Origin of the sequence: Pseudomonas sp. MD330_10, from assembly GCF_042610415.1 — a bacterium.
In the GTDB taxonomy this organism is placed as follows: Bacteria; Pseudomonadota; Gammaproteobacteria; order Pseudomonadales; family Pseudomonadaceae; genus Aquipseudomonas; species Aquipseudomonas rhodesiae.
Window position 1 is genome coordinate 229655 of sequence record NZ_JBHGZU010000003.1, and the last position, 26236, is coordinate 255890.

Consider the following 26236-nt stretch of genomic DNA (forward strand, 5'->3'; position numbering starts at 1 on the left):
TGCAGGTGTGTAGATCGCTTCAGAACTGCCAGTTCAAACTCAGGCCCACCCCCTGGGTGTTTTCACGCCCAGCCAGTTGGCCGTGGTAATCCAGGTTGACCCGCGTCGATGCACTCAGCGCCAGGCTGGCCTGCACACCTACCAGTGCGGCATCGCGCAACAGCGGCGAACTGCGCACGGCGAACGAAGGCCCGCCGGCGACAAACCCCAGGTGCTCTTCGGATTCGACGGCGGTAAGGCTGTGCTGCCAGCCCAGCGAACCGGAGAGTTCCAGCTGCTGGTGGTCATTGAGCGCGACGGTTTTCAACACGCGTGCGCCCAAGGTACTGAGTACCGCGTCGCGACGGTCGCTGCCGCGTTGCAGGGCGGCGGCGTCGCCTTTTTCGTGCAAGCCATCGCTGTCCAGGTGCACATAGGCCAGGTTGGCGAACGGTTCCAGCGCCAGCGGTTGCAGTTGAATGCGATACGCCGCTTCGGTGAACAACTGGGCCGTGCGCGCCTCCAGCTTGGCTTTCTGTTTGCCGCTGACGTCGCCGTATTGCAGGTCGCGCTTCACATCGCCGCGATGCCAGCTGTAGGCAGCGCCGCCGGTCGTGCGCCAGTTGCCCCACTCCCGCCCGATATAGGCGCCAAAGTGGTAGCTGTCGATGGAAGCCGATGAGTGCGTGCCGCTACCCAGGCTCAGGGAACTGTCGCTGTAGCCGGCGACCAAGCCGACACGGGTCTGCTTGTCCAGTGCGCCGTCCACACCGGCCAGCACGCCGCCAAGGGAGGTGGTGGCACCCGCCGTTTCGCTGCGCGCATCGGTCTTGCCCCAGGCACCCAGCGCCTTCAGCCACAGGTTGCGCTCGCCGCTGGTGGGTACATGGCGCAGCCGTTCGCCCACCGCATCACGCAATTGCAGGCTGTCGTTGATCAGCATCGCGCCGATCGCCGGGTAGATCTCCCCCGACAACTGCTGTAGCCCCTGTTGCGCGGCGACCAGAGACTCGCTGCGCACCATGCTTTCGTACACCGGGTTTCCCGCGCCCAGTTGCTCGGCGGCGGTGGCCACGTTGCGTTGGTTACGCGTGGCGCCGACGCTGGCGAAACGGGCGTCGTTGCGCACCACTTGCAACTGCACACCGCCGGCGGCGTAATCGAGGCTGCCACCGAGGAACAGGTAGTTGGGCAGCACCTGACCGAACTGGCCCTCGATACCGCCAGCGGCCTGGAGGATGCTGTACTGGCGACCGATCAGACTCTGCGCCTGTGCACCGCTGAGCAAGGTCGGACTATTTTCCAGGGCCAGGGTCAGCGTGCCGCCGTCGAGCAGCGCCTTGCCGCCCGCCACGATGCGGTCGCTGCTGCTGGGGGTCAGCTCCACGGCATAGGTGGAGCCTGCGCCCAGCGTCACATCGCCGGCCACTTGCAGGGTCCCCACGGAGTTGCCCGGCGCCACCCGGCCTCCGCGATTAACCGTCAGCGCGCCAATACGCCCCGAGCCGCCGAGGGTACCGCTGTCGTTGACGCTCACGGCCGAGGTCAATGTGCCGTTTACCGCCAGCAGGCCGCCGTTGACGGTGGTCGCGCCGCGATAGGTGCTGTCGCCGTTGAGCACCAGGCTGCCGGCGCCGGATTTGATCAGGCTGCCTTCATAGACACGCGTCGCGGCAGCCTGGTCGCGGGCGTTGCCGACCCCATAGTCGGTCTGGTCCTGCTGGCTGGCATTGGCGCTGACGCCGTTCTGCCAACCTTTATCGATCAGGGTCTGCTGCCAGGCGGCGTGCTCGGCGCGGTCCTCAGCCTGGCGCTGGATCAGCGCCTGGTCGCTGATGCCATTGCTCCACACATCGGCCTGCCCGGCCGCCAGGTTGACGTTCATTGCCCCCAGCAATTGCCCCGGCCCGTGCATCGCCCGACCGAGGTCGGGGACGCCCCAGCCAACCGTGGTGTTGGGCGCCTGGGTGATCGAGCCGTCGAGCTGGGTGGCGGTGGTCAATAGCACCTGCAACGCCTGTTCATTGGTCATGTAGGGGTAGCGTTGCATTACCAGCGCCAAAGCGCCGGTGGCATGGGGCGCCGACATCGATGTGCCGGATTTGACCCCGTAGCCACCGTCGGGAATGGTGCTGTTGATCAGCGCACCCGGCGTGGAAATACACCAGTACTTGGCGATTCCGCACTTGTTGTATTTCTGGTTATTGGCTTTATCCAGCCCTGAGACGGCCAACCAATGCCCCTCCAACTCCGGCTGAAAATACGGCAGCGCCGAGCGCACGCTGGCGTTCGCATAACCACTGTTGCCAGCGCTGAACACATTGATCACGCCGGCCTTGGCTACGTCTGCGGCTGCATCCAGCCAAGTGCTGCGGTTGTAGTGTTGGGCGTAGGCGGCCTGCAGATCGCCGAGGGTCTGGTAGCTGACATCCTTGGGCTGGCTGCCCCAGCTGTTGTTGATCGCGCGCACGCCGGAATCCACCAGAGCGCTGTACACCGCCTTGAAGTACTTGGGGTCAGGGGTCGGGCCGAACAGGAAACTGTCGTTGGCGTTGGTATTGCCAACATAAATCTGGGCGTTGTAGGCCACGCCGTGCATGCCCACGCCATCGCGCGCCGCGCCCAGAGTGCCAGTGACGTGGGTGCCATGGGAGTCGTTGTTGGGGTTCAGCGCGCCAGTGGTGTTAAACGGAGTGCCATCCACGTAAGTGCCGGTGGCGGTGACCGGATGGAATCGGGCTTTGTCAGCTTCCGGGTGGTTGGCATCGAAGCCCGAGTCCAGCGCGCCGATCTTCACCCCACTGCCGTCGATACCGGCGGCGTAGGCTTCGTTGGCGTGCAGGCGGTCCAGGCCCCAGTCGCTCAGGTACTCGGCTGAGCGCCAACTGGCCGGGTTACCGGGCTGGCCGGCCTCCAGGTACTGCGCCTGGGCCGTCATGGACAATAGCAACAGCGAACCGGCGGTGAAGGGTTTGAAACGCAAGGAGTCAGTGCTCATCAAACGGCGTCCTTATTGTTATGGGCGTGGGTTCACCGGGCCGAAGGCCTCGTCGACTTTGGCCAGGTCGGTATCACGCAAGTTGCCCGCGTAGTAATGCAATTTGGTCCAGGCCATGAGGTAGTCGTAGCGCGCCTGGGCCAGGTCGCGGCGGGTGCTGTAGAGCTGCTGCTCGGCGTTCAGCGCGTCGAGGTTGACCCGCTCGCCACCGAGGATGCTTTGCTGGGTCGACACCACCAGGGCTTCGGCCGACGCCAGGGCCTTCTGGTACGCGCGCAGCTTGCTCACCCCTGACAGGCACGCGCTGAACTGGCGCCGCAGTTCGATCAGGGTTTCGCGGGTCTTGCCTTCCAGCTCGTATTCGGCCTGTTCCATGGCGCGGCTGGCCTGGCGCGTGGACGCCGACACGCCGCCGCCGGCATACAGCGGCACGCTGACTTCCACGCCGATGGTGTTGGTGTCGTAGCGCTGGTTGTAGGTGTTGCCGCTGTCGGACTCTTGCTGGCGCGAACTGGCATAGGCCGTGATCTTGGGCAAGTGCCCGGCGCGGTTGCGCTCCACTTCGTAACGCGCCACTTCCAGGGCCTGGCGCTGGGACGCCAACACCGGGTTATTGCTGATCGCCAGCTCATGCCAGGTGTCGTAATTGGCCGGGGTCAGGGTGAAGGCGGCGAACCCTTGATTCAGCGGCGCCAGGTCATGGATGTCGACGCTCGGCACGCCGATCAACGCGCCCAGTTCGCGCAGTGAGGCGTCCTGCTCATCCAGCGCTTGGATCTCCTCGGCGGTGGCCAGCTCATAGCGCGATTCGGCTTCCAGGATATCGGTGCGGGTGCCCTCGCCTTGCTGGAACAGGTGCCGGTTCTGCTGGAATTGCTGCTCAAAGGCTTTTTTCTTGGCCCGCGCGATGTCGATCTGGTCCTGGGCGAACAGCGCCTGGGTGTAATAGGTCAGCACCCGCACCAGCAAGGCCTGGCTTTTGTCGCGAAAGCTTTCATCGGCGAACAGCGCCTGGGCCACACCTTTGCGGTAGTTGGCGTAAGACTCGTAATCGAACAATGGCTGTTGCAGGCTGAAGGTGGAGCCGTAGCTGTTGTAGTTGCGGTCGTCGTGATAATTGCCGCCACGGCCGTCAGGCAAGGTGGCCTGGGAGTTGTTGCGCCCCTTGTTGTAGTTGTACGACAGCCGTGGCAGCAGCCCGGCGCGGCCAATGGTGCGGTTTTCCAGGCCGGCGTCGCGTTCTTTGATGGCGCCGAGGAACACCGGGTCATTGCGCAGGGCCTGCTCGTACACATCGAACGGGCCCATAGCCGCCTGGGCGTTGGCGCAGGTGAGCAGCAAGGCGAAGAACAGGGTTCTCATGCTCATTCCTCGGTCAACGCCGAGCCGGCACGATCCAGCAAGGGCTTGAACAGGTAATTGAGCAATGAGCGCTCGCCGGTGCGCACAAACATCTCCGCGGGCATGCCCGGTTTGATCACCAGACCGTGGAGTTTTTCCAGCGCCGCGTCGCTCACACGCGTGCGCAGCACGTAATAAGGTGCGCCGGTTTTTTCATCGAGCATCTGGTCGGCGGAGATCAGGCTGACCTCCCCCGGCACCCGGGGTGTACGGCTCTGATTGAAGGCGGTGAACAGAATATCGACCGGTAAATGGGTGCCGACCTTATCCACCAGGTGCACCGGCAGATGCCCTTCCACTTCCAGGCGCGTGCCCTGGGGCACGATTTCCAGCAGGGTTTCGCCGGCGCGCACCACGGCGCCTTCGGTATGCACGCCCAGGTTGACCGCGATGCCATCGGCCGGCGCGGTGATTTCGCTGTGTTGCAGGTCGAAACCGGCGGAGGTCAGTTGCTGTTCCAGGGTGAGGCTGCGCAACTGCGCATCGGCCAGTTGGCTACGCACTTCCTTCTGATATTCCTCGCGGTGCTGTTGCAGCTTGAGGCGCGACTCGACAATGCCCTGCTCCACCCGGCCGCTTTCGCCGCTGTTCTGCGCCAGATCCTGTTGCACTTGGGACAGCTGACGCTGGTACTCCATCAAGCGGTTGCGCGGGATGTAGCCGTTGTCGGCCAGGGGTTGCAGGTTGCTCAGTTGTTCGCGCAGGGACTGAGCCTGGGCGGTCAGGTCGCTGCGCGCGCGGCGCATGCCACCCAGTTGCGCCACGGCACCGTCGATATTGGCGCGGATGCCGGCCTGTTCGCGGGCAAACGCCTCGCGACGGCTGCTGAACAGTTGGCGCTGACCTTCCAGCACCAGCGCCAGGGCCGGGTCGGGGTTGGCGCTCAGTTCGGCGGGGAATGTCACGCCGCTCTGGTTATCCCGCTCGCTCTGCCAACGCGCCACACTGGCCCAGGCCATGCGGTATTGGGCTTGCAGCGAGTGCACATCCGCCTGGCTTTGGGTTTGGTCGAGGCGGAACAGCGGCTGGCCTTGTTTGACCACCTCGCCTTCGCGCACCAGGATGCGGCTGACCACACCAGGGCTGAGGGTTTGCACGGCTTTGCGCTTGCCGGACACCACTACCGTACCCTGCACCGGAATGCCCTGATCCAGCGGCGCCAGGCTGGCCCACAGGAAGAAACCGCCCGCGCCGACCACCGTGAGCAGCCAGCCCATACGCACAAAGAAACCGGCGTCGCGTTGTTCAAGAGTGATACTGCTCATGCGCCTGGATTCCTTCCGGCCTGGTACTGACGACTGAAACTCACGCCGGGTTTTTCCTTCGGCGCTTCCTGTTGGCCGGACAATGCGCGCAGCACGTCCTGGCTCGGCCCAAAGGCTTGCAAGCGCCCTTCGTTAAGCACCAGCAATTTGTCGGCCTGGGCCAGCACCGATGAGCGATGGGTGACCAGCACCACGCTGCTGCCCTGGGCCTTCATCTGCACGATGGCACTGGCCAGTGCCGCTTCGCCGACGGTGTCGAGGTTGGAGTTGGGTTCGTCCAGCACGATCAAGCGCGGTGCGCCGTACAAGGCACGGGCCAGGGCCACACGTTGCTTTTGCCCACCGGACAGACCGCCACCGTTGTCCCCCAGTACCGTGTCATAGCCCTGGGGCAAGCGCAGGATCAATTCATGCACACCGGCCTGCTGCGCGGCGTGCACCACTTGCTCGGGGTCGGCCTCGCGAAAGCGCGCGATGTTGTCGGCGATGCTGCCGCTGAACAATTCGATGTCCTGGGGCAAGTAGCCGATATACGGGCCGAGGTCGTCGCGGTCCCAGCGGTGGATATCCGCACCGTCCAGGCGTACCGTGCCGGCCAGGGTCGGCCATACGCCCACCAGCACACGGGCCAGGGTCGATTTGCCGGAGCCCGACGCACCCAGCACCCCCAGCACTTCGCCGGCACCGAGGGTGAAACTGACGTGATGCAAGGTTGCATTGCGCTGACCCGGCGGGCCGGCGCTGACCTGCTCGAAACTCACCTGGCCCTTGGGCGCCGGCAAGGCCATCTGCTCGACCTCAGGGGGGAATTCGCGCAGCAATGCGTCCAGGCGCTGATACGCCAGCTTGGCCGAACTCCATTGCTTCCATACCGCAATCAACTGGTCGATGGGGCTGAGCACCCGGCCCATGAGGATGGAACCGGCAATCATCATGCCGGCGGTCATGTCGCCACGGATTACCAGTAACGCACCCAAGCCCAGCACCAAGGATTGCAGGCACAGACGCAGGGATTTACTCAGGGAGGTGATTACCGAACCGGTGTCGCTGGCGCTGTTTTGCAGGCCCAGGAATTGCGAGTGCACGGCAAACCAGCGTTGGCGTAGCGCGCCGAGCATGCCCATGGCCTGGATGGTTTCGGCGTTGTGCAAATGGCTGGTCGCCAGTTGGGTCGACTGCTGCGAGTAACCGCTGGCCTCACCCAAAGGTTTTTTGGTCAGGTATTCGTTCAGGCACGCCAGGCCGATCAGCAGCAGCGCGCCGGCACTGGCCAGCACGCCCAGCCACACGCTGAACAGGAAAATCACACACAGGTAGATGGGAAACCACGGTGCATCGAAAAACGCGAACAGCGCCGGCCCGGTGATGAACTGGCGGATATGGGTCAAATCCCCCAGGGATTGCCCGGCATGCCCCTGGCCACGTTGCAGGTTGCGTTCGAACGCAGCTTTATACACGCGTAAGTTGAAACGCCGCTCTAACTGGCTGCCGATGCGGATCACGATAAAACTGCGGATGACTTCCAGGGTGCCAATAAACGCGAAGAAGCCGACGACCATCAGCGTCAACATCACCAGAGTGGTTTCATTCTGGGAGGACAGCACCCGGTCATACACTTGCAGCATATAAATCGACGGCACCAGCATCAGCAGATTAATCAACGCGGTAAAACAGCCGATGCTGATCAGAATGCTCTTGTATTCACCCAGCGCTTTGAATAACGGCGCGACGGCATGGGGCTTTGCCATATCTTCTGCTCTTCCTTGAACCAAACGACACGCAATAGTTGCCCCAACCCCTTATATAAGGAGCGGCCAACTAATAAGTACAGGTTATAGCGTTATAACTGCAACTAAGGTTTACGGTGCAGTCTCACTACAGCACCAGTTGCTGTTTTAGCCTGATACTCGCCTTCTTTCTGCCGGTTCAGGTGGGTGATGCCCGTGCCTTCGGCGTTCATCAGCCAGATCCCGTCGGGGGTCGGCGACCAGCTCAAGGGCTTATCGCCCAACCATTGCGCCACACAGTCAACGTCGCCGCTCAAGGCGTTGGCCTGTTCGATCAGGTCCAGGGCGCATACCTGATCCTGTTGCTGCATCTGCCAATGCCCGGCCAGCTGGGCGCTGGAAGGTAAAACAAGACTGCTCGCCATGGCGTGGGCTCCTGCCGATACGCACGTCGCCTGCACCACGCAGGCGACTAAAAATAGGGAAAAACGCTGCATCTTTATGCTCCATCCTGGAGGCGCGGCGCTGGAACGCCGCGCCCGTGCATCACGCCACGATGTCGCTGACCGCTGCCTGGCCAACGGTGGTGACGAGGAAATCCGCCACGCCGTGCCCGGAGAAGTCGACCGCCAGAGTACCCAGGTTGGTGCCTGAGGCGTAGCTCAACACGGCGTCGCCGGCATGCCCAGTGAACGCATTGACGAAGGTCAGGCCCGCGCCTTTGGTGATGCCGCTGAGGTCGATCTTGTCCGCACCGGAGGTGAAGTCAAAGATTTTGTCCGCCGCACCGGGCTTGGAATCGGAACTGGCACCGAACACAAAGGTGTCGCTGCCCGCACCGCCCCACAGCTGATCCGCCCCGCCACCACCGTAGATCAGGTCGTTGCCGGCCCCGCCTTTGATGGTATTGGCCGCGTTATTGCCGATGATCAGGTCGTTACCCGCGCCACCGAACGCGTTTTCCACGGTCACGCCCTTGGCGATGGACACGTTGCCCACCAGGCCACCCACGTCGGAGAACGAGGTTTCATTGAGGTTGATTTTCTGGTTCTGGGTAAAACCGGAGAAGTCCAGGGTGTCGTTGCCGCCACCGTCCCATACCGAGAACACCAGTTTGTCGGCGTTGGAGGTGGCGCTGAGGAAATCACGCCCGGTGTTGGAGTTGAACCCGTAGGTGGTGTCGCCGGCACGGGTGCTGTAGTTGGCGCCGTAGAGCTTCTGGATCGCGGCGATGTCGTCGATCAGCGGGCCGGAGGCGTAGGCTTCCACGCCGCCTTTGCTGAAGTTCTGGTTGGTGTTGCTTTCGCTCCAGTAACTCATGACGCTGTAGCCACGCGTGTCCTGTCCATAGGACGCGTCGTTGTAGGTCGGGTTGCCATTCCCGGCGTTGTAGTCGCCAGGGTGAGCCAGGCCCAGGGTGTGGCCGATTTCGTGGGTCAGGGTCTGCCGGCCATAGTTGTTCAGGTCCGGGGTTTTGTTCGGCGTGTAGCTGCTGTTGGTCAGGTACCACGAGGTGCCGTCGTAACCTGCGCCGGTGCCGGGCAGGTAGGCGAAGGCCGCCGCGCCGTCCTGGCCACCGCTGTAGTTGCCGAAGGTCATGTGGGCATCACCGCCGCTGGCTTTCTCGGTGAAGGTGACATTGGCCACATCCGCCCAGGATTGCATGGCCAGTACGGCCTGTGCTTTCTGCTGCGCGTTGAACTGGCTGAACCCCGAGATGCCATGTTTGTTCATGGTGCTCGAAGAGGCCGAGGTCAGGAAGGTGTAGGTCAGATCGATCTTGCCGTTACCGTCGAAGTCCCGATACGCGGCACCGTCGCGCAGCAGCTGGGTGGCTGCCTGATCGACGGTGTAGGACGGTTTGCCATTGACCGTGAGGTTGCCGCCACGGTCATACAGATGGCTGAAGCTATCGATTTGCGAGTAAGCGGTGCTGGCTTGCGCCAGTGACACGATAGCTTTGTCTTTTACTTTTGACATAAACGTACTTCCTTGTTTGCAAGTGCATCAGTCTTTGGTCGATAGGAACCCCGCTGGCGAGATCGTCCTATCACTCGCCTCTTTTGAAGGCGTAAGAAAACTGACACAACTTGAAATCTTCCGTCTACATCTATTTGCCGGCTGAATAAGTGCAACGCAAACAACACTTGGAAGTCTCAGGCCGTATTCATTGGGCGTGGTGGTTGTCGTCCGACAAAAAACACAGCGCTCCTATTTAAATATTAAATAACCTTAACGCTGCTCAATTTGAACAGCGTCACACAAGAGGCGGGCGATTATATTGTCACGGTGTCATTGGCAACATTAAACCGCCACTACTTAAATGAATTAACCCTCTTGTCCCCCAATACCGGGACATAAGCAAAAGGGTACTTGTGGTGAGCGGGATTTCCCGCTCCACAGTGGCTCAGCGCCCGGTGCGAATGGTGTTCCACACCCGCGTACGAACACGGTCGATATTCAGCGGCATCGCTTCAAGGGCGAACAACTTGCCCATCATGTCCGAGCTTGGGTATACCTTGGTATCGGCCTTGATGGCCGGGTCCACCAGGCTATCCGCTGCCTGATTGCCGTTGGCGTAGTGCACGTAGTTGGTGATGCTGGCCATCACCTCCGGGCGTAGCAGGTAGTTCATAAATGCGTAGCCGGCGGTTTCGTTGGGGGCGTCGGCGGGCATGGCGACCATGTCGAACCAGATCGCGGCGCCTTCCTTGGGGATGTTGTAGCCGATATTCACCCCGTTCTTGGCTTCTTTGGCGCGGCTTTCGGCCTGCAGGATGTCGCCGGAGAAACCGACGGCCACGCAGATATCGCCATTGGCCAGGTCGGCGGTGTATTTCGAGGAGTGAAAGTAAGCCACGTAAGGGCGCACTTTCATCAGGAGGGCTTCGGCCTTTTTGTAGTCCTCAGGCTTTTTACTGTGGTGCGGCAAGCCCAGGTAGTTGAGCGCCGCCGGCAGCAGTTCCGGGCCGTTGTCGAGGATCGCCACGCCGCATTTCTGCAATTTGGCCATGTTTTCGGCTTTGAAGATCAAGTCCCAGGAATCCACCGGGGCATTGTCTCCCAACACGGCTTTGACCTTGTCGATGTTGTAACCGATACCGGTACTGCCCCACAGGTACGGGAAGCCATGGGCATTGCCGGGGTCGTTGTTTTCCAGGGCCTTGAGCAGCACCGGGTTGAGGTTTTTCCAGTTGGGCAACTGGCTCTTATCGAGTTTTTTCAGCGCACCGCCCTGGATCTGCCGGGCCATAAAGTGGTTGGAGGGAAACACCACGTCATACCCGGATTTACCGGTCATCAACTTGCCATCCAGGGTTTCGTTGCTGTCGTAGACGTCGTAGGTAAAACCGATGCCGGTCTCTTTCTGGAAGTTTTTGGTGGTGTCCGGCGCGATGTAGTCCGACCAGTTGTAGATTTTCACCGTTTCGGCGGCCTGGCTGACGCAGGCCACCCACATCAAGGGCAACAGGGCAATGGCTTTCATGGTTCGATTTCCTGGCGGTTTTAGGGCTGTTGTTATGGCAGGCGATCAAGGATCAAAGCGTTACAGCATCAAGACGTAGGTCTTGCGCACCGTTTCCTGGATGTCCCAGATTCCGGTGCTGTTGGCCGGCAACATCAGTGCATCGCCGGCTTGGATGTGCAGGGTTTCACCGTTGTCGGGGGTGAAGGTGCAGCGGCCCTGTATAAAGTGGCAAAACTCCTGGGCGCGGATCTGGCGCCGCCAGCGGCCTGGGGTGCATTGCCAGATGCCTGTCTCGACGCCGTCGTTGCGCTCGACGCTCAAGGTGGACGCCACCGCGATCGGCTCGCCCAAGGGCACGGCGACCGGGGACGAATCCGGCAAATGCGCATTCAGCGCGTCTCTGAACTGAGTGATGCTCATGGGGGCTCCCGTGTGTATGAAACGACTTAGCGCATAAAACCTTCCATGAACCCCGCCACGCCCATGGCGAGCTTGCGCCGCCAGGGCGCGGTGTTGGGGTTGGCCAACACCTGGTCTTCATGGACAAAACTGCGGATGATCGCGTTGTAACCCAGCCAGCGACACGGCTCGGGCTCCCAGGCCTTGAGGGCGTCCAGACCACCGTCGCGGATCACCCAGGGTTGGTGAGTCAGTGGCGTGTCACGGCCCAGAATCAGGTCGGCCAAGGTGCGCCCGCCCAGGTTGGTGGCACCGACGCCCTCCCCGCCGTAGCCGCCGGACAACGCGACACCGGTGCGCTGATCGCACAGCATGTGCGGTCGGAAATGTCGCGACATGCCCAGGTTGCCGCCCCAGGAATGGGTAATCCGTACGGTCTTGAGCTGTGGGAAGAGTTCGCCAAACAGGTAGCGACGCAGTTGCACTTCGCTGTCGGTCAAATCGAAGTCATGGCGCAGCTTCCCGGCGAACTGGTAGCCGCCCCGTGCACCGAACACCAAGCGGTTGTCGGCCGAGCGCTGGCCGTAGGTGACTTGGCGGCTGCTCTCACCGAACGCTTGGCCTTGGCTGAGGCCGATCTCATCCCAAGTGCTGTTCGGCAGCGGCTCGGTGGCGACGATCAAACTTTGCACCGGCAGTTGGTAACGGCCCAGGGGTGGCAAGGTGTTGGCATAGCCCTCCACAGCCGGCACCACCCAGGTGGCGCGTACGCTGGCCTTATCAGTGCGCAGGCTGCCGGACTGCCAATGGGTGACGGGGCTGTTTTCATAGAGGGTGACCCCCATGCCTTCGACCACCCGCGCCAGGCCGCGCACTAGCTTGGCCGGTTGGATGGTCGCCACATGGGGGGCGTAGATCGCGCCATAGGGTTTGGCGATGCGAAGTTGCTCGGCCAGTTGCTGCGGGCTCAGCCAGCGATAATTGGCTTCGGTCAGGCCCTGGGCGTAGAGTTTGTCCAGATAGCGGCGCAGGCTGGTTTCCTGCTCGGGGTAACGCGCGGCGCAATACAGCGCGCCGCCCTTGCGGTAGTCGCAGTCGATGCCTTCGCGGGCCAGTACCTGGGCCACCTCGTCGGGGATGCCGTGCAGCAAATCAAAGGAAGCACGGCGCTGCTCAGCAGACAGCCCGGCCAGCAGACGGTCTTCGCCCAACAGGTTGCCCATCAACCAGCCACCATTGCGGCCCGATGCGCCGAAGCCGGCGGTTTGCGCCTCGATAATTGCGATGTTCAGCTGCGGCGCCTGGCGCTTGAGGTAATAGGCCGTCCACAACCCGGTGTAACCGGCGCCGATAATGGCCACGTCGACATCCAGGTCGTGCGTCAGGGATGGCCGCGCCACCAGCGGCTCGCCCACCTGATCCATCCATAAACTGATATTGCGCCATGCCGACATGCCCTTCCCTCTACCGCGGTTCGATAGACGGGATCCTAGAGGGCGGTGTCAGGGGCTGTCTTGCGCGCGTGCACGCAGAGAAATTTGTTTGACGTAGGCCTTGGGCGACTGGCCGGTGTGCTGCCGAAAGGCATTGTAGAACGCTGAGAGAGAATTGAAGCCCGCGGCAAAGGCCAGTTCGTCGACCTTGATCGGCGCCTGGGCGGTGTTCAGCGCGGCCAGCAAATGCTGGAGGCGTGCCTGGTTGACGTAGCGGTAGAAGCTCTGCCCCAGCACCTGATTGAGCAAGTAGGAAATCTGGTTGCGGCTGTAGCCACATTCCTTTGCCACCCGCTGCAAGTCCAGTTCCGGGTCGAGATAGGGTTGCTTGCTGTCGAAATACTGCTGCAAGTCGTTGGCCATATGCCCCAGTTGTTGGGGCGACAGGCCCAGGCGGCTGACCGTGGGCCGCAGGGCTTGGGCCGGTTGCTCATGCACCAGCGAGGCGTATTCATTGACGCGCCAGATCAGCCCATCACGCACGGTAATCGCCTCGCTGGTGCGGAAGGACACCAGCCCCTGACCCCCACGCAGCGTGATGCGGTACTGGATAAACGCCGTGTCGCCATCGGCACGGATGCGGTCGGTGTGCTCGATCGCCTCGTCCGCCGCACGCGGCATGCTCGCCTGTAGGTATTCGCGTAGCTCTGCGTAACCGATCACACGGTTCTGGAAAAAGTCGTGGTATTGGATATCCGGATGGTAGTAGGCCATTACTCCGTCCAGGTCGCGATGACGCCAGCAAAGGTGATGACGCAGCACCAGTTCGCCCGTGGCGTGGGTGAGCTGGCTGTCGGCGTCGGGGGCGATGTCGGGCATAAAGGGCTCTGGGGGTGGATAAAGCGTGGAGATTGCCGAAATTCCGCCCTGCCTTCAATGTGCAGGCACTGCAGGCGAATAATGGCCTTTAGCCAACTTTTGGACAGGGCATGATCCATGTCAAGGGAAAGGTAAACAACCGCCGAACGGGGCGAAAAAAGTCACATTGGCGTTGCGAACGAATGCTATTTTTAAGTCCTACACGCCTCGACCAGTGACGGTCCTGGCCCCCTGCCGCGAGCTAAAGGAAGCGCTCAATGAACAAGGTGGGCAACATGAACAAAGTGACGTTCCCCAACGCCTGCCAGCTGATGCGCTGGCATTTTCATCCGATGGGTTTTGAAGGCAGCATGGATGCGCCGGGCAGCATGGTCGCCCGCCTGTTCGACCGCGCCAGCGGCGAAACCCTGATCGCCATCGCCGGTATCCCCTGCGCCACGGTGATGAACGCCGCCGATGTCGAGCGGATTATCGAGGCGGTGGAGGATGAGTTGGAATCCTTTGTGCCGCCGCTCTCGTTGCAAGCCTGAACCGATTCACAGCACCGGGAGGGCATGCACCCTCCCGCAGGGCCACTGCATCAGGCCTTCAGTGACGGTGATCGTCGAAAAACGCCTTTTTGCCATCCACCCGCTCCGAGGCCCTGGGCATATTCGCCGCCTGGCCTTCGGGCTTCTCCACGTACCAATAGCAATGGCTGACCGCCCGCGTGATGCCGACGTACGCCAAGCGCAGCACCTCGTCCTTCTGCGCCGTGTCATAGGGTTCGTTGTCGCCATCCTTACCCAAGCCTGCCATGCGATACACCTGGTTTTTATACGGCGAGCGGGTGACGTGCTGACAATCCCCCAACAGGAAAACCGTGTCCGCTTGTAGGCCCTTGGCACTGTGAAAGGTCAGTTGCTTGAGCCGACGCGAGTTAGCGGGCAAGCTAGAATCCAGATTAACTACAGACTGAATATGCTCTTTAATCAATAACTTATCGCTAGTTTTTCGATACAGCATCAACACTGTTTCGCCACGCTGATAATGCTCCAGCAAGCGTCGCCCCAATGCTGCATCGTCACGCTCAAGCACATTGACCGGCACCAGAGCCTTGGGCGCACCGCTGGCCTTGGCCTTCTTACCTGGGATCGACGGCGCGGCACGCACGATGTGCTCTGCCGCGTCGATGATGTGCTGGTGGCTGCGGTAATTCTCGCTCAGCATCACCCGGGTGGTGCTCGGTGACGGGAATTCCTGGTCGAAGGCCATAAAGTACTTGGGCGAACTGCCCCGCCAGCCGTAGATCGATTGCCAGTCATCACCCACACACAGCAAGGAGGAGTATTGCGCGCCGCGCCCCACGTGCATGGCCGGGCCGCGACTGCGAATCTCCCGCAGGCTAGCGCGAATCCATCCAACGATCTGCGGTGAGACGTCTTGAAATTCGTCGATCATCAAGTGGGACAACGGTCTTAACAGCGGGTCGCTGAGCAGCTTGAGGTTTTCCGGGGTGTTTTCGCCGAACAGCGAGAACATGCGGTTGTAGGTCATTATCGGTGGCTTCTGGTCGAGCAAATGGTCTTCCAACGCCTTCCAGAAAATACTCAACGCTTCGAAGAACAAGCGGTCCGGGTCATCTTTGGCGAAGCTCATGCGACCTACGGCGCTGGGCACGTCCAGTCCGAGGTTCTCGATAAAGCCTGCGGCCGTGACAAAACAGTCCAGCAGCGGCGCCGATGTCAGCTCACCCTTGACCTTGTAATCAAACCCTGGCCCGGCACTGGCATCGTCGGCCAGGCAACTGAGCATGCGTTTGGACGATTCATAACTATCTAGCCATATCAATGGTTTACGACAGAAAGCTTGAAACAGGGTGCGCTTTACCGCCCACTCTGCGCGCACTGACAGCTTGGCATTGGGGCGGCTGACCTGGGGGTTTTCCCGTGGGTCGAAGCCCAGTACTACCCACGCGTCCAATTCGGCAATGTAGCCATGGCAGTGGAAATGCGCGTCATTGATTTCAACAGTTTGGCGATTCGGCTCAATGCCCTTGATCGGCCAGGCCCCGGCGCGAAACCACAGGTCCTCAATGAAATCGCACAATTCTTCGTCACGCTGGGCGGCCAGCTCAGTCACTGCCATGCGCTTCTGCACGTCCGGATGGTCGCGCTCCAGTTCTTTGAGTTGTAACCCGTGGCGCGCCAGCGGCGCGATCAACTCGCGAAAACGCGGATGCTGGCGATGTAGACGCTGGTAGCAGGCGTTCAGGTGCTGGCGCTGGGCATCGTTGATACGCAGATCGAACGGGTTGCTGTCGGCATCGTCGAAGCCCGCATTGAGGTTTTCGAACGCCTGCAAACGCTCGAAGCCCGGCAGGCTGCGCACCATCGGCAGGATGCGCGAGTGGAAGGTGCGCACCACCGCCTGTGCCTCTTTGGGATCAAGGGGTTGGCCCCACAGGCTCATAATTTCCATAAGCTTGCGAATGAAATCCTGGCGTGACTCGCGGGTAAACGTCACCACGGTCATCGAGCTGAGCTCGAAGCCTAGGTAATGGGTCAGCAGCAGGATACGCAACACCAAAGACGTGGATTTGCCCGCGCCGGCCCCGGCGATCACCGAGGTTGAGGGGGTCTCGCTGAAAATCATCTTCCACTGCGCCGTACTTGGTTGAGCGTGGGGCGGTAAGAGACGGGCGACGTCGGCCTTGATACGCTTCTTGATGTCGGCGGTCAGCGGCAGACGCCAGTCATCGAACAGGCTGTCGTCTATCCCGGGAGCTGTGTGCTCGTCCGGGCGGAAATCGCGGATCAGCAATACTTGTCGCCCCTCCTCGATGCCATCGGCCTTGCCCTCGCGATAACCGTATTCCACGCCTGCTTCATGCCCACTGCGAAAACCATCGGCTTGCCCGTGCAGCCAGGAAAACCGGTGCTGGGCGCGCAGACGGGTCAGGCCATGACCAAACAGGCGCGCCGCCAGGCGTTTGAACAAGGGCATCTGAGCCAGGGGTAGCAGTTCTGGGGGCAGATCAGGCTTTTGTTGCGACACGCGGACTCCTGCAATGGGCTGGGCTGTGAGCAGTGCCCCATGGTCGCCGGAATCGCCGCGCAGTACCAGCCAATTGCTGTGCCATCAGGCAGTTAGGCGATGAAGTGAAAGTTGAAACGCGGCAATCCAATCGAATCAGTCGATAAGAATGGAGCGTTTTTTACGCTTTTTCTCGATCAAGCGCTGCTGGATGATAGGCACCATCCATAGGAGACGATCATGCTTGAACTGCGACCTTTCAGCGCCCTGGGCGGCGCCCACCACGGTTGGCTCGACGCCCATCACCACTTTTCCTTCGCCGACTACTACGACCCCAAGCGCATGCACTGGGGCAACCTGCGGGTATGGAACGACGACATTATTGCCCCGGGCACGGGCTTCCCCCAGCACTCGCATCGCGATATGGAAATCATCACTTATGTCCGCGAAGGCGCCATCAGCCACGCCGATAACCTGGGCAATAAAGGCCGCACCGAGGCTGGCGATGTGCAGGTCATGAGCGCTGGCACGGGGATCGCCCACAGTGAATACAACCTGGAAGCCACACCGACCAAGATTTTCCAGATCTGGATTATCCCCAATGAAGCAGGCCTGCCCCCATCCTGGGGCGCCAAGCCGTTTCCACAGGGTGAGCGCGAAGGCTTCGTCACCTTGGCCAGTGGCAAGGCCGGCGATAGCGAGAGCCTGCGCATTCGTGCGGATGCGCGCCTAGTGGCGGCGAACCTGAAAGCCGGTGAAGTTGCTGAGTACCGCCTGGAGGGCGGGCGCCGAGCGTATCTGGTGCCAGCCACCGGGGTGATTGAGGTCAATGGTGTACGGGCCCAAGCGCGTGATGGCGTAGCGATTGAGGATGAACAGCTGCTACGGGTTACGGCCATTGAGGACAGTGAGATCGTGCTGGTCGATCTCGCTTGACCTGACGCCTCACAGCCAAATCGGCGGCGACGCCTGCCCCGATGGCGGTATTTCAGTCCCTGGACCAGTGGACTGAAATACCGCCATCGGGGGCAAGCCCCCTCCTACAAAGCGTTTCAGTGTTATTCGGCGATGGCGCCGTCTACCAACACCTGCGCCTCTTGCACCAAGCGCTTGAGGTGTTCTTCACCCACAAAGCTCTCGGCATAGATCTTGTAGATGTCCTCGGTGCCCGATGGGCGTGCGGCGAACCAGCCGTTTTCGGTCATCACTTTCAGGCCGCCAATGGCCTGGTTGTTGCCCGGCGCATGGCTGAGGATCTGCTGGATGCGCTCGCCGGCCAGTTCGGTGGAGGTCACCTGTTCCGGCGACAGTTTGCCCAGTAGGGCTTTTTGCGCTGGGGTGGCCTTGGCGTCGACACGAATGGCGAACGGTTCGCCCAGGGCATCGGTCAGGCCACGGTACAGCTGGCTGGGGTCCTGGCCTTTGCGCGAGGTCATTTCCGCCGCCAGCAACGCCGGGATCAGACCGTCTTTGTCGGTGCTCCACACCGTGCCGTCTTTGCGCAGGAACGATGCACCGGCGCTTTCTTCACCGCCGAAGCCCAGGGAGCCTTCGAACAGGCCGTCGGCAAACCACTTGAAGCCCACCGGCACTTCGTACAAACGCCGGCCGATGCGCGCGGCCACGCGATCGATCAGGCCACTGCTAACCACGGTCTTGCCCACGGCCGCATCGGCGCGCCAGTCAGGACGGTTCTGGAACAGGTAATCGATGGACACGGCCAGGTAGTTGTTCGGCGCCAAGAGGCCGCCGGACGGGGTGACGATGCCGTGGCGATCGTGGTCCGGATCGCACGCGAAGGCCACGTCGAAACGCTCCTTGAGGCCGATCAAGCCTTGCATGGCGTAGCTGGAGGACGGGTCCATGCGGATCTGGCCATCCCAGTCGACGCTCATGAAGCGGAAGGTGGCGTCGACTTCGGTGTTCACCACCTCCAGGTTCAGACGGTAGTGCTCGGCAATCGCCGACCAATAGCGCACCCCTGCTCCGCCCAACGGATCGACGCCCAGGCGCAGGTCGGCGCTGCGGATGGCGTCCATATCGATCACGTTGATCAGGTCGGCCACGTAGCTATTGAGGTAGTCATGGCGATGGGTGGTGTCGGCTTTGAGCGCCTGGGCGTGAGTGATGCGTTTGACTCCAGCGAGCCGGTTGGCCAATAGCTCATTGGCCTTGGCTTCGATCCACTTGGTGACGTGGGTGTCCGCCGGACCACCGTTAGGCGGGTTGTACTTGTAGCCGCCACTTTGCGGCGGGTTATGGGACGGCGTGATCACAATGCCGTCAGCCAAGCCGCTGGTCCGCCCGCGGTTATAGCAAATGATCGCGTGGGAAATGGCCGGGGTCGGTGTGTATTCGTCGCCTTCGGCCAGCATGACGTGGACGCCGTTGGCGGCCAGTACTTCCAGTGCGCTGGCACCCGCGGGCGTGGACAACGCATGGGTATCCAGGCCGACGAACAGCGGGCCGTTGATGCCCTGGGCTTCGCGGTACAGGCAGATGGCCTGGCTGATGGCCAGAACATGCCATTCGTTGAAGCTCAGCTCGAACGAATTGCCACGGTGCCCGGAGGTCCCAAACGCCACGCGCTGGGTGGAGATCGCTGCATCAGGCTGGCCGGTGTAGTAAGCCGTGACCAGTCGCGGGATATCCACCAGCAATTGGGCCGGCGCCGGTTTGCCCGCAAAAGGACTGATAGTCATGCATAAACCTCGGAAAGGAAGAATTCGGAAAAAATGCCAGTTTACTGAGAGTTGGACTACTGCGCGACGGTATCGATCCTACACACTCAACAGAATTTTCAACCCGTTTGCGCCTGGCGCAATGCGTCACTCAATGCCGCCAGCGCACTCTCCAGGCTCGGCTGTCCGTGAAAGGTATGGTTCAGGCGCAGATTTTGATGATGCAACCCGCTGACACTGAACAGCTCCCCCGGGGCGATCACCACCTGCCGCGCCAACAGATATTGGAATACCTTGCGCATGTCCACCGCGCGGGTCGAACCCAGCCAAAACGTGGCCCCGGCCGCAGGCACGCGGTACGTCACTTGTTCCCCCAGGTGCAGCGTCAGACGCTGCCCCATGTGCGCGGCTTGCTCGCGCAATTGCTGACGCAAAGCACACAGGTGCTGGTCGATGCGAGTGCTCTGATATAGACGGGCGATGGCGCGCTGCCGGATCGACGATAAACGGAAAGATCGCAACAGGAACTGGCGCTGTAACTCTCGGCTCATGCGTCGACTCAATAAGTAGCCGTAGGGCGCTTCCGATCCAAGGATTTTCTCGAACGACGAAAACACGATCAGCCGTTCCGGGTTGACCAGGTCGCGCAATGGCGTATGCGGCACCTCCAGGCTCAACTCGCCGAGACTGTCGTTTTCCAGCAGCCAGCATCCGTAGTGGTCCAAGCGTCGCGCCACGGCCAGGCGATCCTCGGCCGACATCGCCACGCCTGAAGGCAGGCTGACCGCCGACGAGAGTAATACCAGGTGCACCGGCTCATCACGCAACAGTCGCTCCAGGTTTTCGCTGTCCAAGCGCGCTTGCGCGGTCCAGGGCAGCTCGATAACGCGCACACCGGCGTCCTGCAGCAGCCGCAGAATCAGCCAATCACAGGGCGACTCGACGATCACCGTGGTGCCTTTGAGCCCCAGCACTTCGATCAGAATATCCAGCACGCCACGCAAGTCGGCACCGATGTATACGTCGTCGGCATGCCAGCACCGTGTGGGTGACGAGGTATAACGCGCGGCCAGCGCCGCCCGCAGCTCCCACACCCCGCACGGTTGGGACCAGGGTTGCAGCTGGCCGGGATACTGGCGCACCAGTTCGCGCTCCAGGCGCAGCAAAGTGGCATTCAACGAAGCCTCTAGCGCAGGCTCATCGCCGCTGAGCACTAGCATTCCAGGGCGCCGGGCAGCGGCATAGAGCCGGTCGAGCAAGTCTCCACCCAGCCAGGCTGTCGGATTGGCCGACATCGGCCACGCGTAATAACCGGACTTGGCTACCGAATACACTCGCCCCTCCTTCTCCAGCAACGAGTAGGCGTATTGGATCGTTGAGATCGACACGTTCAGGCGAGCGGCCAACTGGCGCAGCGACGGTAACTTGACTCGGGTGTCCGTGCTGACTTCGTTGATCAGGTTGATCATGTAGCGATACACCGCCTGATACGCGAAATCCGCCTGGCGCTCGCCGCGAAGGGTCATCGCCCGGACAATTGAAAGGCCGGTGTCGCGCCATGAGACACGGCACGGGCACTGCGCAGCTGACCATTGGCGCAGGTCAAGGGGCGTTTGCGATACAGATGTTGCAACAATGGCAGGGGTAAACCGCTGGTGTCGGTGAACCATTGTTGCAGCATTTCGGCCGATGGTTTGCCCTGCAACGCTTTGTGCAGTTCAGGCAGTGCTACCAGCATGCCGGGATGACATTGGCGCAAATAACCTTCCAGCCGCTGACCGTGATGAATGAACGGTGAAAACAACAGACAGATCAATTGAGTTTCATCCAGGCCGAAGAATTGCTGAGCGAAGGTACTGGCCAATAAACGACCTTCACGGGAACTGGCCTCGGCGAACAGCTCCTCAGGCATGTGCAGGCGTCGCATGTACTGGGCCGACTGTTGGATGAAGCCGTCGACGCCATCTTCATAATCGAGATCGCGCAGACATTCGGCCTGCAGGCCGCGCAGGTGGGCCATCAGCAACGGGTTGGAATAGCTTGGATGGCTGAAGTGAAAACCCAGCGGGTCGGGCGTATAGGCCATGAAATCGGACAACAGCGTCGCGGATTGCAGGTCGACGTCCTTGAGCAGATCGTCAATGCCGATGTAAGCCAGATGGCGGTGTCCCGAAGGGCTAGGGTTCTCATGGGCCACGTAGTGTTCGCCATAAACATCGCGGTAGTAACCGGTGCTCCACTCGTCCATGCGTGCGAACAATTCGGTGAGCGACCGCGCCCGCCCCTTGGCGGGGGGGACGCCAGCGCCTTCGGCGGTTCTTTTCAGCCAGGCGAGAAACTGGCTTTGCTTGCGTGGGGAGTCACCGCTGACCAACGCGTGAACGCCGCCGTTCCAAGTCGTGACGCGCTGGTAGAAATCGCCGAGGGCCAGGTAGGTTTCATTGCACAATGTCGCGCGACAATCACCGGAGCTCAGATGGCCCACCATCAACATATTGCGCTGGCTGTTCGCACGCCCGAGCGCAGATGCGGGGCGCAGGTGATTGAAGGGATGCACCTCTTGGTTTTCCACCATGAGCAATTCGACACGCGGATCATCATGGAGAAACAGGCGGCTGTAACCCTGATTGAGCGTTTCGAGCTGCCCCTCGGTCATACCGGCATGACGCAGCGTCGCCACGCGCAAATCGAAAGTCCGGGGTGCGCGGCCGGCGATGGTCAACTGCGCGGCGCGCAACAGCGCCAGGGTGTAACTGCTGACCTCGCCTGCGCCGTGAGCCACCAGCACTTTGTAATCCCCGACCTGCTCCATGCCTCCTGCGGCCACCACAATACGTTGGACCAACAACTGGAGTGCCGTCCTGCCCGAACGAGTAAAGTGCCCGATCAAACGTTGCAGAACTTGCTGATAAACATGATTCATAGCCTGTTCGTGAATAGTGCTCATAGTTGTACTACCTGAGTTGAAATATCAGTTTCAAGCTACTGCTAAGAGTGTCTGCTTGATCCATTGCGCGTGTAGGAAATTCGCGCTTCGCACCGTGCGCCAATAAATAGACACTAGCACCGAGTCACGGGATGGCTGGGATTACCCACTGCACAACACGGCCAATGAAACACACGCAAGCCAATGATATAGATGGGTAAAACGCTTCTATCGACCACCCCTAGGAAGCCTCTGACAATGTCCTACACACTTCTAACCAATTATTTAAAGAAGCATCCGACAAATACACTCAAACAACTTTCCAGGTCCTGGCGCTGTGACTTTCCCTCAAAGCGTCTTACACCAAAAGTCCAGTTGATTGACGCACCCATAGTTCGGGTGACCATCGGTAGCCGCATCATGAATTCAATCATTGCTCAATCCTTGAGATGAATGTGAAGTCGCAATTATCAGTGCTGGATTAATGATTAATAGATACAGAAGTTGGTCGAAAACCAGTGCAGATGAACAGCCGAGGAGGTATCGAAGGGGCATACACGACGACGCCGCACTGGGTTTCAGTGCGGCGTCAGGGGACCAGGGCAGGATTCAGGGGCTGAAGGGCGTGATCGGCACCTCATGGGGGGCGAGGCTTAAGCCCTGTCAAATGGCGCATTTGCCCCATGCGCCATTGGATCGAACCAGCTGATTACGAATCTTCCTACGCGCTAAACAGCTTCAACCTGCAACGCTACACGTTCCCGGCACGGGCATTCGTCCATGTAGCGGTGCGCTTCCACGAACTGATTGAACGGAAACACCGTGGTTTTCAGCGGCACCAGCACGCGGTCGGCGGTCAGCTGGTTGATGTCACGCAAGGCCCGTTGCAAAGCGACCTGATCCTGGACAATGCCCAGTTCCGGCTTGCCGGTGAAATTGCCGATGCAGTGCACAAAGAACTGAATGTTTTTCTGGAATGCCGCACACGCAGGGAACGGCGTCTGGTTGCCGCCTTGCAGCCCGTACAGAACCAGACTGCCGCGCGGCGCCAGCACATCGCCTAGCAACGACATCTGCGGGCCACCTAAACCATCGAACACCACGTCGACGCCGCGATTGTCGGTGAACTTGTTGATCTGCATAAGCAGGTCCTGCTCCTCGGTGGCGATCACCTTCTCGGCCCCGAGGGACAGTAGGTACTCACGCTCGGCGCTGTCCTTGGTCGCAGCGATCACTCGCACACCCAGCGCCTTGCCCAGTTGCACAAAGGACGGACCGGCACAGTGGCTAGCATCCGTGACTAACGCAAACTGCCCGGGTTTGACCCGTGCCAGATCCACGTAAGCAAAATAGGCAATCAACAGCGGCGTGTAATGCACGCTCGCTTCGATGGGGGTCAAGACGTCCGGGTAGCGCGTCAGGGCCGAACGAGGCAGGACGATCTGCTCGCCATACACCGGATAGTCATTGGGGCTCTCGGCCGGAAAACTGGCCACTTTATCGCCCACGGCCAAATCCTCCACGCCATCGCCCAAAGCGACGACCACCCCTGCCATCTCATGGCCCAGGCCAGAGGGAAGACGTGCATGGGAAGACGCCAGGTTCTGGCGCCACAAAATGTCATACCAACTGATGCCAATCGCTTCGACACGCACCTGCACTTCGCCCGGTGCGGGCAGCGCGGCTGCATGCTCTTCGCATTTGAGCACCTCGGCCGGACCAAACTTGTGAAAACGGATCGTGCGGGACATCGCAAACCTCGCCAAATTAACCTCTAATGCCATGAACTTTATCTGGGCTTTCCTGGCAAGACCATCGGTCACCATTAATAGTCGACATGCCTGTCATTGATTCCGCGTCTGATGAATAGACCCTAAGTATCGTAGGAAAACTCAATTAGCCGGTGCAGAGTACCAGTCTTTCCCCGTAAGATTCATGCCGGTCATGCTTCAGAGGGAACCCAAGGGCTCCCTGTGACTGCTCTCGTCAAGTTTGCTGACTCTTCCAGGACACAAGATGAACCGTAACGACCTGCGTCGTGTCGACCTGAACCTCTTGATCGTATTCGAAACCTTGATGCACGAGCGCAGTGTGACCCGCGCCGCCGAGAAATTGTTCCTCGGCCAGCCGGCCATCAGCGCCGCGTTGTCGCGCCTGCGCGGTTTGTTCGACGACCCGTTGTTCGTACGCACCGGCCGCAGCATGGAACCTTCGGCCCGCGCAGTAGAAATCTTCGCCCTGCTCTCCCCGGCCCTGGACTCGATTTCCACCGCGGTCAGCCGCGCCGCCGAATTCGACCCGGCGACCAGCAATGCGGTATTCCGCATCGGCCTGTCCGACGACGTTGAATTCGCCCTGCTACCCCAGTTACTCAAGCGCCTGCGCGCCGAAGCCCCCGGCATCGTGCTGGTGGTGCGCCGCGTCAATTACATCCTGATGCCGAGCCTGCTGGCCTCCGGCGAAATCTCCATCGGCGTCAGCTACACCGCCGACCTGCCGGCCAACGCCAAGCGCAAAGTGCTGCGCCGCAGCCTACCCAAACTCCTGCGTGCCGACAGCGTGCCCGGTTCCTTGAGCCTGGACGACTTCTGCGCCCGCCCCCATGCCCTGGTGTCGTTCGCTGGCGACCTGAGCGGTTTTATCGATGAAGAGCTGGAAAAACTCGGGCGCAAGCGCCACGTCGTACTCGCCGTGCCGCAATTCAACGGCCTGGGCACCTTGCTGGCCGGCACCGACATCCTCGCCACCGTGCCGGACTACGCGGCCGAAGCATTGACCTCGGCCGGCGGCTTGCGCGCAGAAGACCCGCCGCTGCCGGTGCGCAGTTTTGAACTGCACATGGCGTGGCGCGGTTCACAGGATAACGATCCGGGGGAGCGCTGGTTGCGGTCGCGTATTCAGATGTTCTTCGGCGACCCCGAGAGTTTGTAATAGAGTTCTACTAGATTCTATAAAGGCTTATAAAACATCAGCTTACAGCATCTGTAATCCATGGACGTCCGTCCAATTCCAAGGGGTTCTGACGCTTTTGAGGGGCATAATTGGGGGCATATTTTCATTTTTTAAATAATGATGCCCCCACTTATACACGCCCGAGAAGGCGCTCTGTTCAAGCGTAAACTGACCGACGCTTTCGTACGCGCACCAACTTTTATAGCATGTCTTCGTTGCTCTTCACTGACTGCCTTAAGTTTTTCTACAAGGCTTTTCACAACCTTTTCTAAACGCATAATTATTATTTAGCCTCTGGCAGTGATTTTAATGGCGCGGACACATCCTGTGCGCTCTTTAAACTACTACTGCCAGAATGTCAGACAGACACCATATTCATCGAGAAGGCCGTCAGCAATCTCAAACTGAAATACCTTCTCTGGAAAGGCATCGGATAACGCGCGTTTCCAATATCTAGTGATCTGTTCAGCAAATAAATGACAAAGACGATAATCTTCTTCAGACAGGCCCACTTTAAATACGGGTCGCCCCGGTGCATCCTCCCACTTTGAAAAGAACTGATTTATTGAAAAAATATTTCTGTATCGTTCAACGTCTCTACGCGATGTACTTAGTTCCAATACACTAGATTCGGTCTCAACCAGCCCGTTCAAATAAAATTTTTGCGGATCGTATTGCTGAGCGTTAGGCAGCCAGAAAACATGACCACTGACCTCAATAAAATCAGGAGAGAGCAAACCCAGAACAGAAATTGCCTATTCTAATGAAACCAAGTGCCCTACATATGAAAAAAAATTTCCGGAGCCTATATCTGAAACAAACAAACTCAACGACTCTTTAGAAATATTACCCTGATAAACTTTCATCATTTCAACCCCAAGCTATCAAGAACCGACTAAGGGACATTTCCCTCAAAAACTTTTGTATCACTTCCCTTCTTGGGGAAATATGTTTCATTCGGAGCTTGGTTCCATTCGACCACCTTAATCCGAGAGCTAGACACGTCATATAGTGCACGCCCCTCAGGACCGTAGACAACAACATGCCGATTTCCAAGATTCGCTTAAGAATCGGGAGTTTGCCCTTGCAACGGATACTGAACACCACCACGC

Annotated in this window: 19 protein-coding genes; 3 read left to right on the forward strand and 16 right to left on the reverse strand. The window is 60.1% G+C overall.

All coding sequences use genetic code 11. From position 1 onward, the window contains the following. Window positions 1–19: 19 nt before the first annotated feature. The 10 genes from ACFZPT_RS06425 to ACFZPT_RS06470 form a co-directional block, all read right to left on the reverse strand. Window positions 20–2977: an autotransporter serine protease gene (locus ACFZPT_RS06425; RefSeq protein WP_034113665.1), complete on the reverse strand. Its 2958-nt coding sequence runs from the start codon at window positions 2975–2977 to the stop codon at window positions 20–22. Between the two features lie 18 nt (window positions 2978–2995). After that, window positions 2996–4339, reverse strand: a complete 1344-nt coding sequence (locus ACFZPT_RS06430; protein ID WP_379555052.1) for a TolC family outer membrane protein — start codon at window positions 4337–4339, stop codon at window positions 2996–2998. A 2-nt stretch (window positions 4340–4341) separates the two neighbouring features. Next, on the reverse strand, window positions 4342–5643 hold the full coding sequence (locus ACFZPT_RS06435; RefSeq protein ID WP_034113661.1) for an HlyD family type I secretion periplasmic adaptor subunit: 1302 nt from the start codon (window positions 5641–5643) through the stop codon (window positions 4342–4344). Further along, window positions 5640–7391 (reverse strand): type I secretion system permease/ATPase, encoded by a 1752-nt coding sequence (locus tag ACFZPT_RS06440; RefSeq protein ID WP_034113659.1) that lies wholly within the window; start codon window positions 7389–7391, stop codon window positions 5640–5642. The genes ACFZPT_RS06435 and ACFZPT_RS06440 overlap by 4 nt, the downstream gene beginning before the upstream one ends. Window positions 7392–7495: 104 nt before the next feature. Continuing rightward, window positions 7496–7867: an AprI/Inh family metalloprotease inhibitor gene (locus ACFZPT_RS06445; RefSeq protein WP_034113656.1), complete on the reverse strand. Its 372-nt coding sequence runs from the start codon at window positions 7865–7867 to the stop codon at window positions 7496–7498. 49 nt (window positions 7868–7916) lie between these two features. Then, window positions 7917–9350, reverse strand: a complete 1434-nt coding sequence (locus ACFZPT_RS06450; protein WP_034097789.1) for a serralysin family metalloprotease — start codon at window positions 9348–9350, stop codon at window positions 7917–7919. 427 nt (window positions 9351–9777) lie between these two features. Then, complete coding sequence (locus tag ACFZPT_RS06455; RefSeq protein WP_047882388.1) at window positions 9778–10857, reverse strand: polyamine ABC transporter substrate-binding protein; 1080 nt, start codon at window positions 10855–10857, stop codon at window positions 9778–9780. A 60-nt stretch (window positions 10858–10917) separates the two neighbouring features. Beyond that, on the reverse strand, window positions 10918–11259 hold the full coding sequence (locus tag ACFZPT_RS06460; RefSeq protein WP_034097785.1) for a cupin domain-containing protein: 342 nt from the start codon (window positions 11257–11259) through the stop codon (window positions 10918–10920). Window positions 11260–11285: 26 nt separating this feature from the next. Beyond that, complete coding sequence (locus ACFZPT_RS06465) at window positions 11286–12692, reverse strand: FAD-binding oxidoreductase (protein WP_034113652.1); 1407 nt, start codon at window positions 12690–12692, stop codon at window positions 11286–11288. Between the two features lie 48 nt (window positions 12693–12740). After that, a complete protein-coding gene (locus ACFZPT_RS06470) occupies window positions 12741–13550 on the reverse strand; it encodes an AraC family transcriptional regulator (protein ID WP_034097782.1) in 810 nt (269 codons plus the stop codon). Window positions 13551–13807: 257 nt separating this feature from the next. On the opposite strand from ACFZPT_RS06470, the gene ACFZPT_RS06475 reads away from it, so the two are divergent. Then, a complete protein-coding gene (locus tag ACFZPT_RS06475; protein ID WP_034097780.1) occupies window positions 13808–14080 on the forward strand; it encodes a DUF1652 domain-containing protein in 273 nt (90 codons plus the stop codon). A 58-nt stretch (window positions 14081–14138) separates the two neighbouring features. Here ACFZPT_RS06475 and ACFZPT_RS06480 read toward each other — a convergent pair whose 3' ends face one another. Continuing rightward, window positions 14139–16586, reverse strand: a complete 2448-nt coding sequence (locus tag ACFZPT_RS06480; protein ID WP_034113650.1) for a UvrD-helicase domain-containing protein — start codon at window positions 16584–16586, stop codon at window positions 14139–14141. A 219-nt stretch (window positions 16587–16805) separates the two neighbouring features. Here ACFZPT_RS06480 and ACFZPT_RS06485 point away from each other — a divergent pair, with 219 nt between their 5' ends. Continuing rightward, complete coding sequence (locus ACFZPT_RS06485) at window positions 16806–17501, forward strand: pirin family protein (protein ID WP_034113648.1); 696 nt, start codon at window positions 16806–16808, stop codon at window positions 17499–17501. A gap of 122 nt (window positions 17502–17623) precedes the next feature. On the opposite strand, the gene pgm is transcribed toward ACFZPT_RS06485, so the two are convergent. From pgm to ACFZPT_RS06505, 4 genes are all read right to left on the reverse strand, one after another. Beyond that, window positions 17624–19267, reverse strand: coding sequence for a phosphoglucomutase (alpha-D-glucose-1,6-bisphosphate-dependent) (pgm, locus tag ACFZPT_RS06490; RefSeq protein WP_034113645.1), 1644 nt, complete (start codon window positions 19265–19267; stop codon window positions 17624–17626). A 98-nt stretch (window positions 19268–19365) separates the two neighbouring features. Beyond that, complete coding sequence (locus ACFZPT_RS06495) at window positions 19366–20772, reverse strand: PLP-dependent aminotransferase family protein (RefSeq protein ID WP_034113644.1); 1407 nt, start codon at window positions 20770–20772, stop codon at window positions 19366–19368. Next, window positions 20769–22193 (reverse strand): hypothetical protein, encoded by a 1425-nt coding sequence (locus ACFZPT_RS06500; protein ID WP_034097771.1) that lies wholly within the window; start codon window positions 22191–22193, stop codon window positions 20769–20771. The genes ACFZPT_RS06495 and ACFZPT_RS06500 overlap by 4 nt, the downstream gene beginning before the upstream one ends. A 707-nt stretch (window positions 22194–22900) precedes the next feature. Next, complete coding sequence (locus ACFZPT_RS06505; protein WP_034097770.1) at window positions 22901–23923, reverse strand: zinc-dependent alcohol dehydrogenase family protein; 1023 nt, start codon at window positions 23921–23923, stop codon at window positions 22901–22903. 265 nt (window positions 23924–24188) lie between these two features. Between ACFZPT_RS06505 and ACFZPT_RS06510 the strand changes: the two genes are divergently transcribed. Next, window positions 24189–25103, forward strand: a complete 915-nt coding sequence (locus ACFZPT_RS06510) for a LysR substrate-binding domain-containing protein (protein WP_034113643.1) — start codon at window positions 24189–24191, stop codon at window positions 25101–25103. A gap of 365 nt (window positions 25104–25468) precedes the next feature. Here ACFZPT_RS06510 and ACFZPT_RS06515 read toward each other — a convergent pair whose 3' ends face one another. Beyond that, a complete protein-coding gene (locus ACFZPT_RS06515; RefSeq protein WP_236238696.1) occupies window positions 25469–25861 on the reverse strand; it encodes a hypothetical protein in 393 nt (130 codons plus the stop codon). Window positions 25862–26236: the final 375 nt, after the last annotated feature.

Excerpts from the sequence above, each read along its gene's own strand:
- ACFZPT_RS06485 (WP_034113648.1), top strand. The coding sequence starts at position 16,806 with ATGCTTGAACTGCGACCTTTCAGCGCCCTGGGCGGCGCCCACCACGGT.
- ACFZPT_RS06435 (WP_034113661.1), bottom strand. The coding sequence starts at position 5,643 with ATGAGCAGTATCACTCTTGAACAACGCGACGCCGGTTTCTTTGTGCGT.
- ACFZPT_RS06450 (WP_034097789.1), bottom strand. The coding sequence starts at position 9,350 with ATGTCAAAAGTAAAAGACAAAGCTATCGTGTCACTGGCGCAAGCCAGC.
- ACFZPT_RS06510 (WP_034113643.1), top strand. The coding sequence starts at position 24,189 with ATGAACCGTAACGACCTGCGTCGTGTCGACCTGAACCTCTTGATCGTA.
- ACFZPT_RS06440 (WP_034113659.1), bottom strand. The coding sequence starts at position 7,391 with ATGGCAAAGCCCCATGCCGTCGCGCCGTTATTCAAAGCGCTGGGTGAA.
- ACFZPT_RS06430 (WP_379555052.1), bottom strand. The coding sequence starts at position 4,339 with ATGAGAACCCTGTTCTTCGCCTTGCTGCTCACCTGCGCCAACGCCCAG.
- pgm (WP_034113645.1), bottom strand. The coding sequence starts at position 19,267 with ATGACTATCAGTCCTTTTGCGGGCAAACCGGCGCCGGCCCAATTGCTG.
- ACFZPT_RS06500 (WP_034097771.1), bottom strand. The coding sequence starts at position 22,193 with ATGAGCACTATTCACGAACAGGCTATGAATCATGTTTATCAGCAAGTT.
- ACFZPT_RS06475 (WP_034097780.1), top strand. The coding sequence starts at position 13,808 with ATGAACAAGGTGGGCAACATGAACAAAGTGACGTTCCCCAACGCCTGC.
- ACFZPT_RS06455 (WP_047882388.1), bottom strand. The coding sequence starts at position 10,857 with ATGAAAGCCATTGCCCTGTTGCCCTTGATGTGGGTGGCCTGCGTCAGC.
- ACFZPT_RS06425 (WP_034113665.1), bottom strand. The coding sequence starts at position 2,977 with ATGAGCACTGACTCCTTGCGTTTCAAACCCTTCACCGCCGGTTCGCTG.
- ACFZPT_RS06470 (WP_034097782.1), bottom strand. The coding sequence starts at position 13,550 with ATGCCCGACATCGCCCCCGACGCCGACAGCCAGCTCACCCACGCCACG.
- ACFZPT_RS06460 (WP_034097785.1), bottom strand. The coding sequence starts at position 11,259 with ATGAGCATCACTCAGTTCAGAGACGCGCTGAATGCGCATTTGCCGGAT.
- ACFZPT_RS06445 (WP_034113656.1), bottom strand. The coding sequence starts at position 7,867 with ATGCAGCGTTTTTCCCTATTTTTAGTCGCCTGCGTGGTGCAGGCGACG.
- ACFZPT_RS06495 (WP_034113644.1), bottom strand. The coding sequence starts at position 20,772 with ATGACCCTTCGCGGCGAGCGCCAGGCGGATTTCGCGTATCAGGCGGTG.
- ACFZPT_RS06465 (WP_034113652.1), bottom strand. The coding sequence starts at position 12,692 with ATGTCGGCATGGCGCAATATCAGTTTATGGATGGATCAGGTGGGCGAG.
- ACFZPT_RS06505 (WP_034097770.1), bottom strand. The coding sequence starts at position 23,923 with ATGTCCCGCACGATCCGTTTTCACAAGTTTGGTCCGGCCGAGGTGCTC.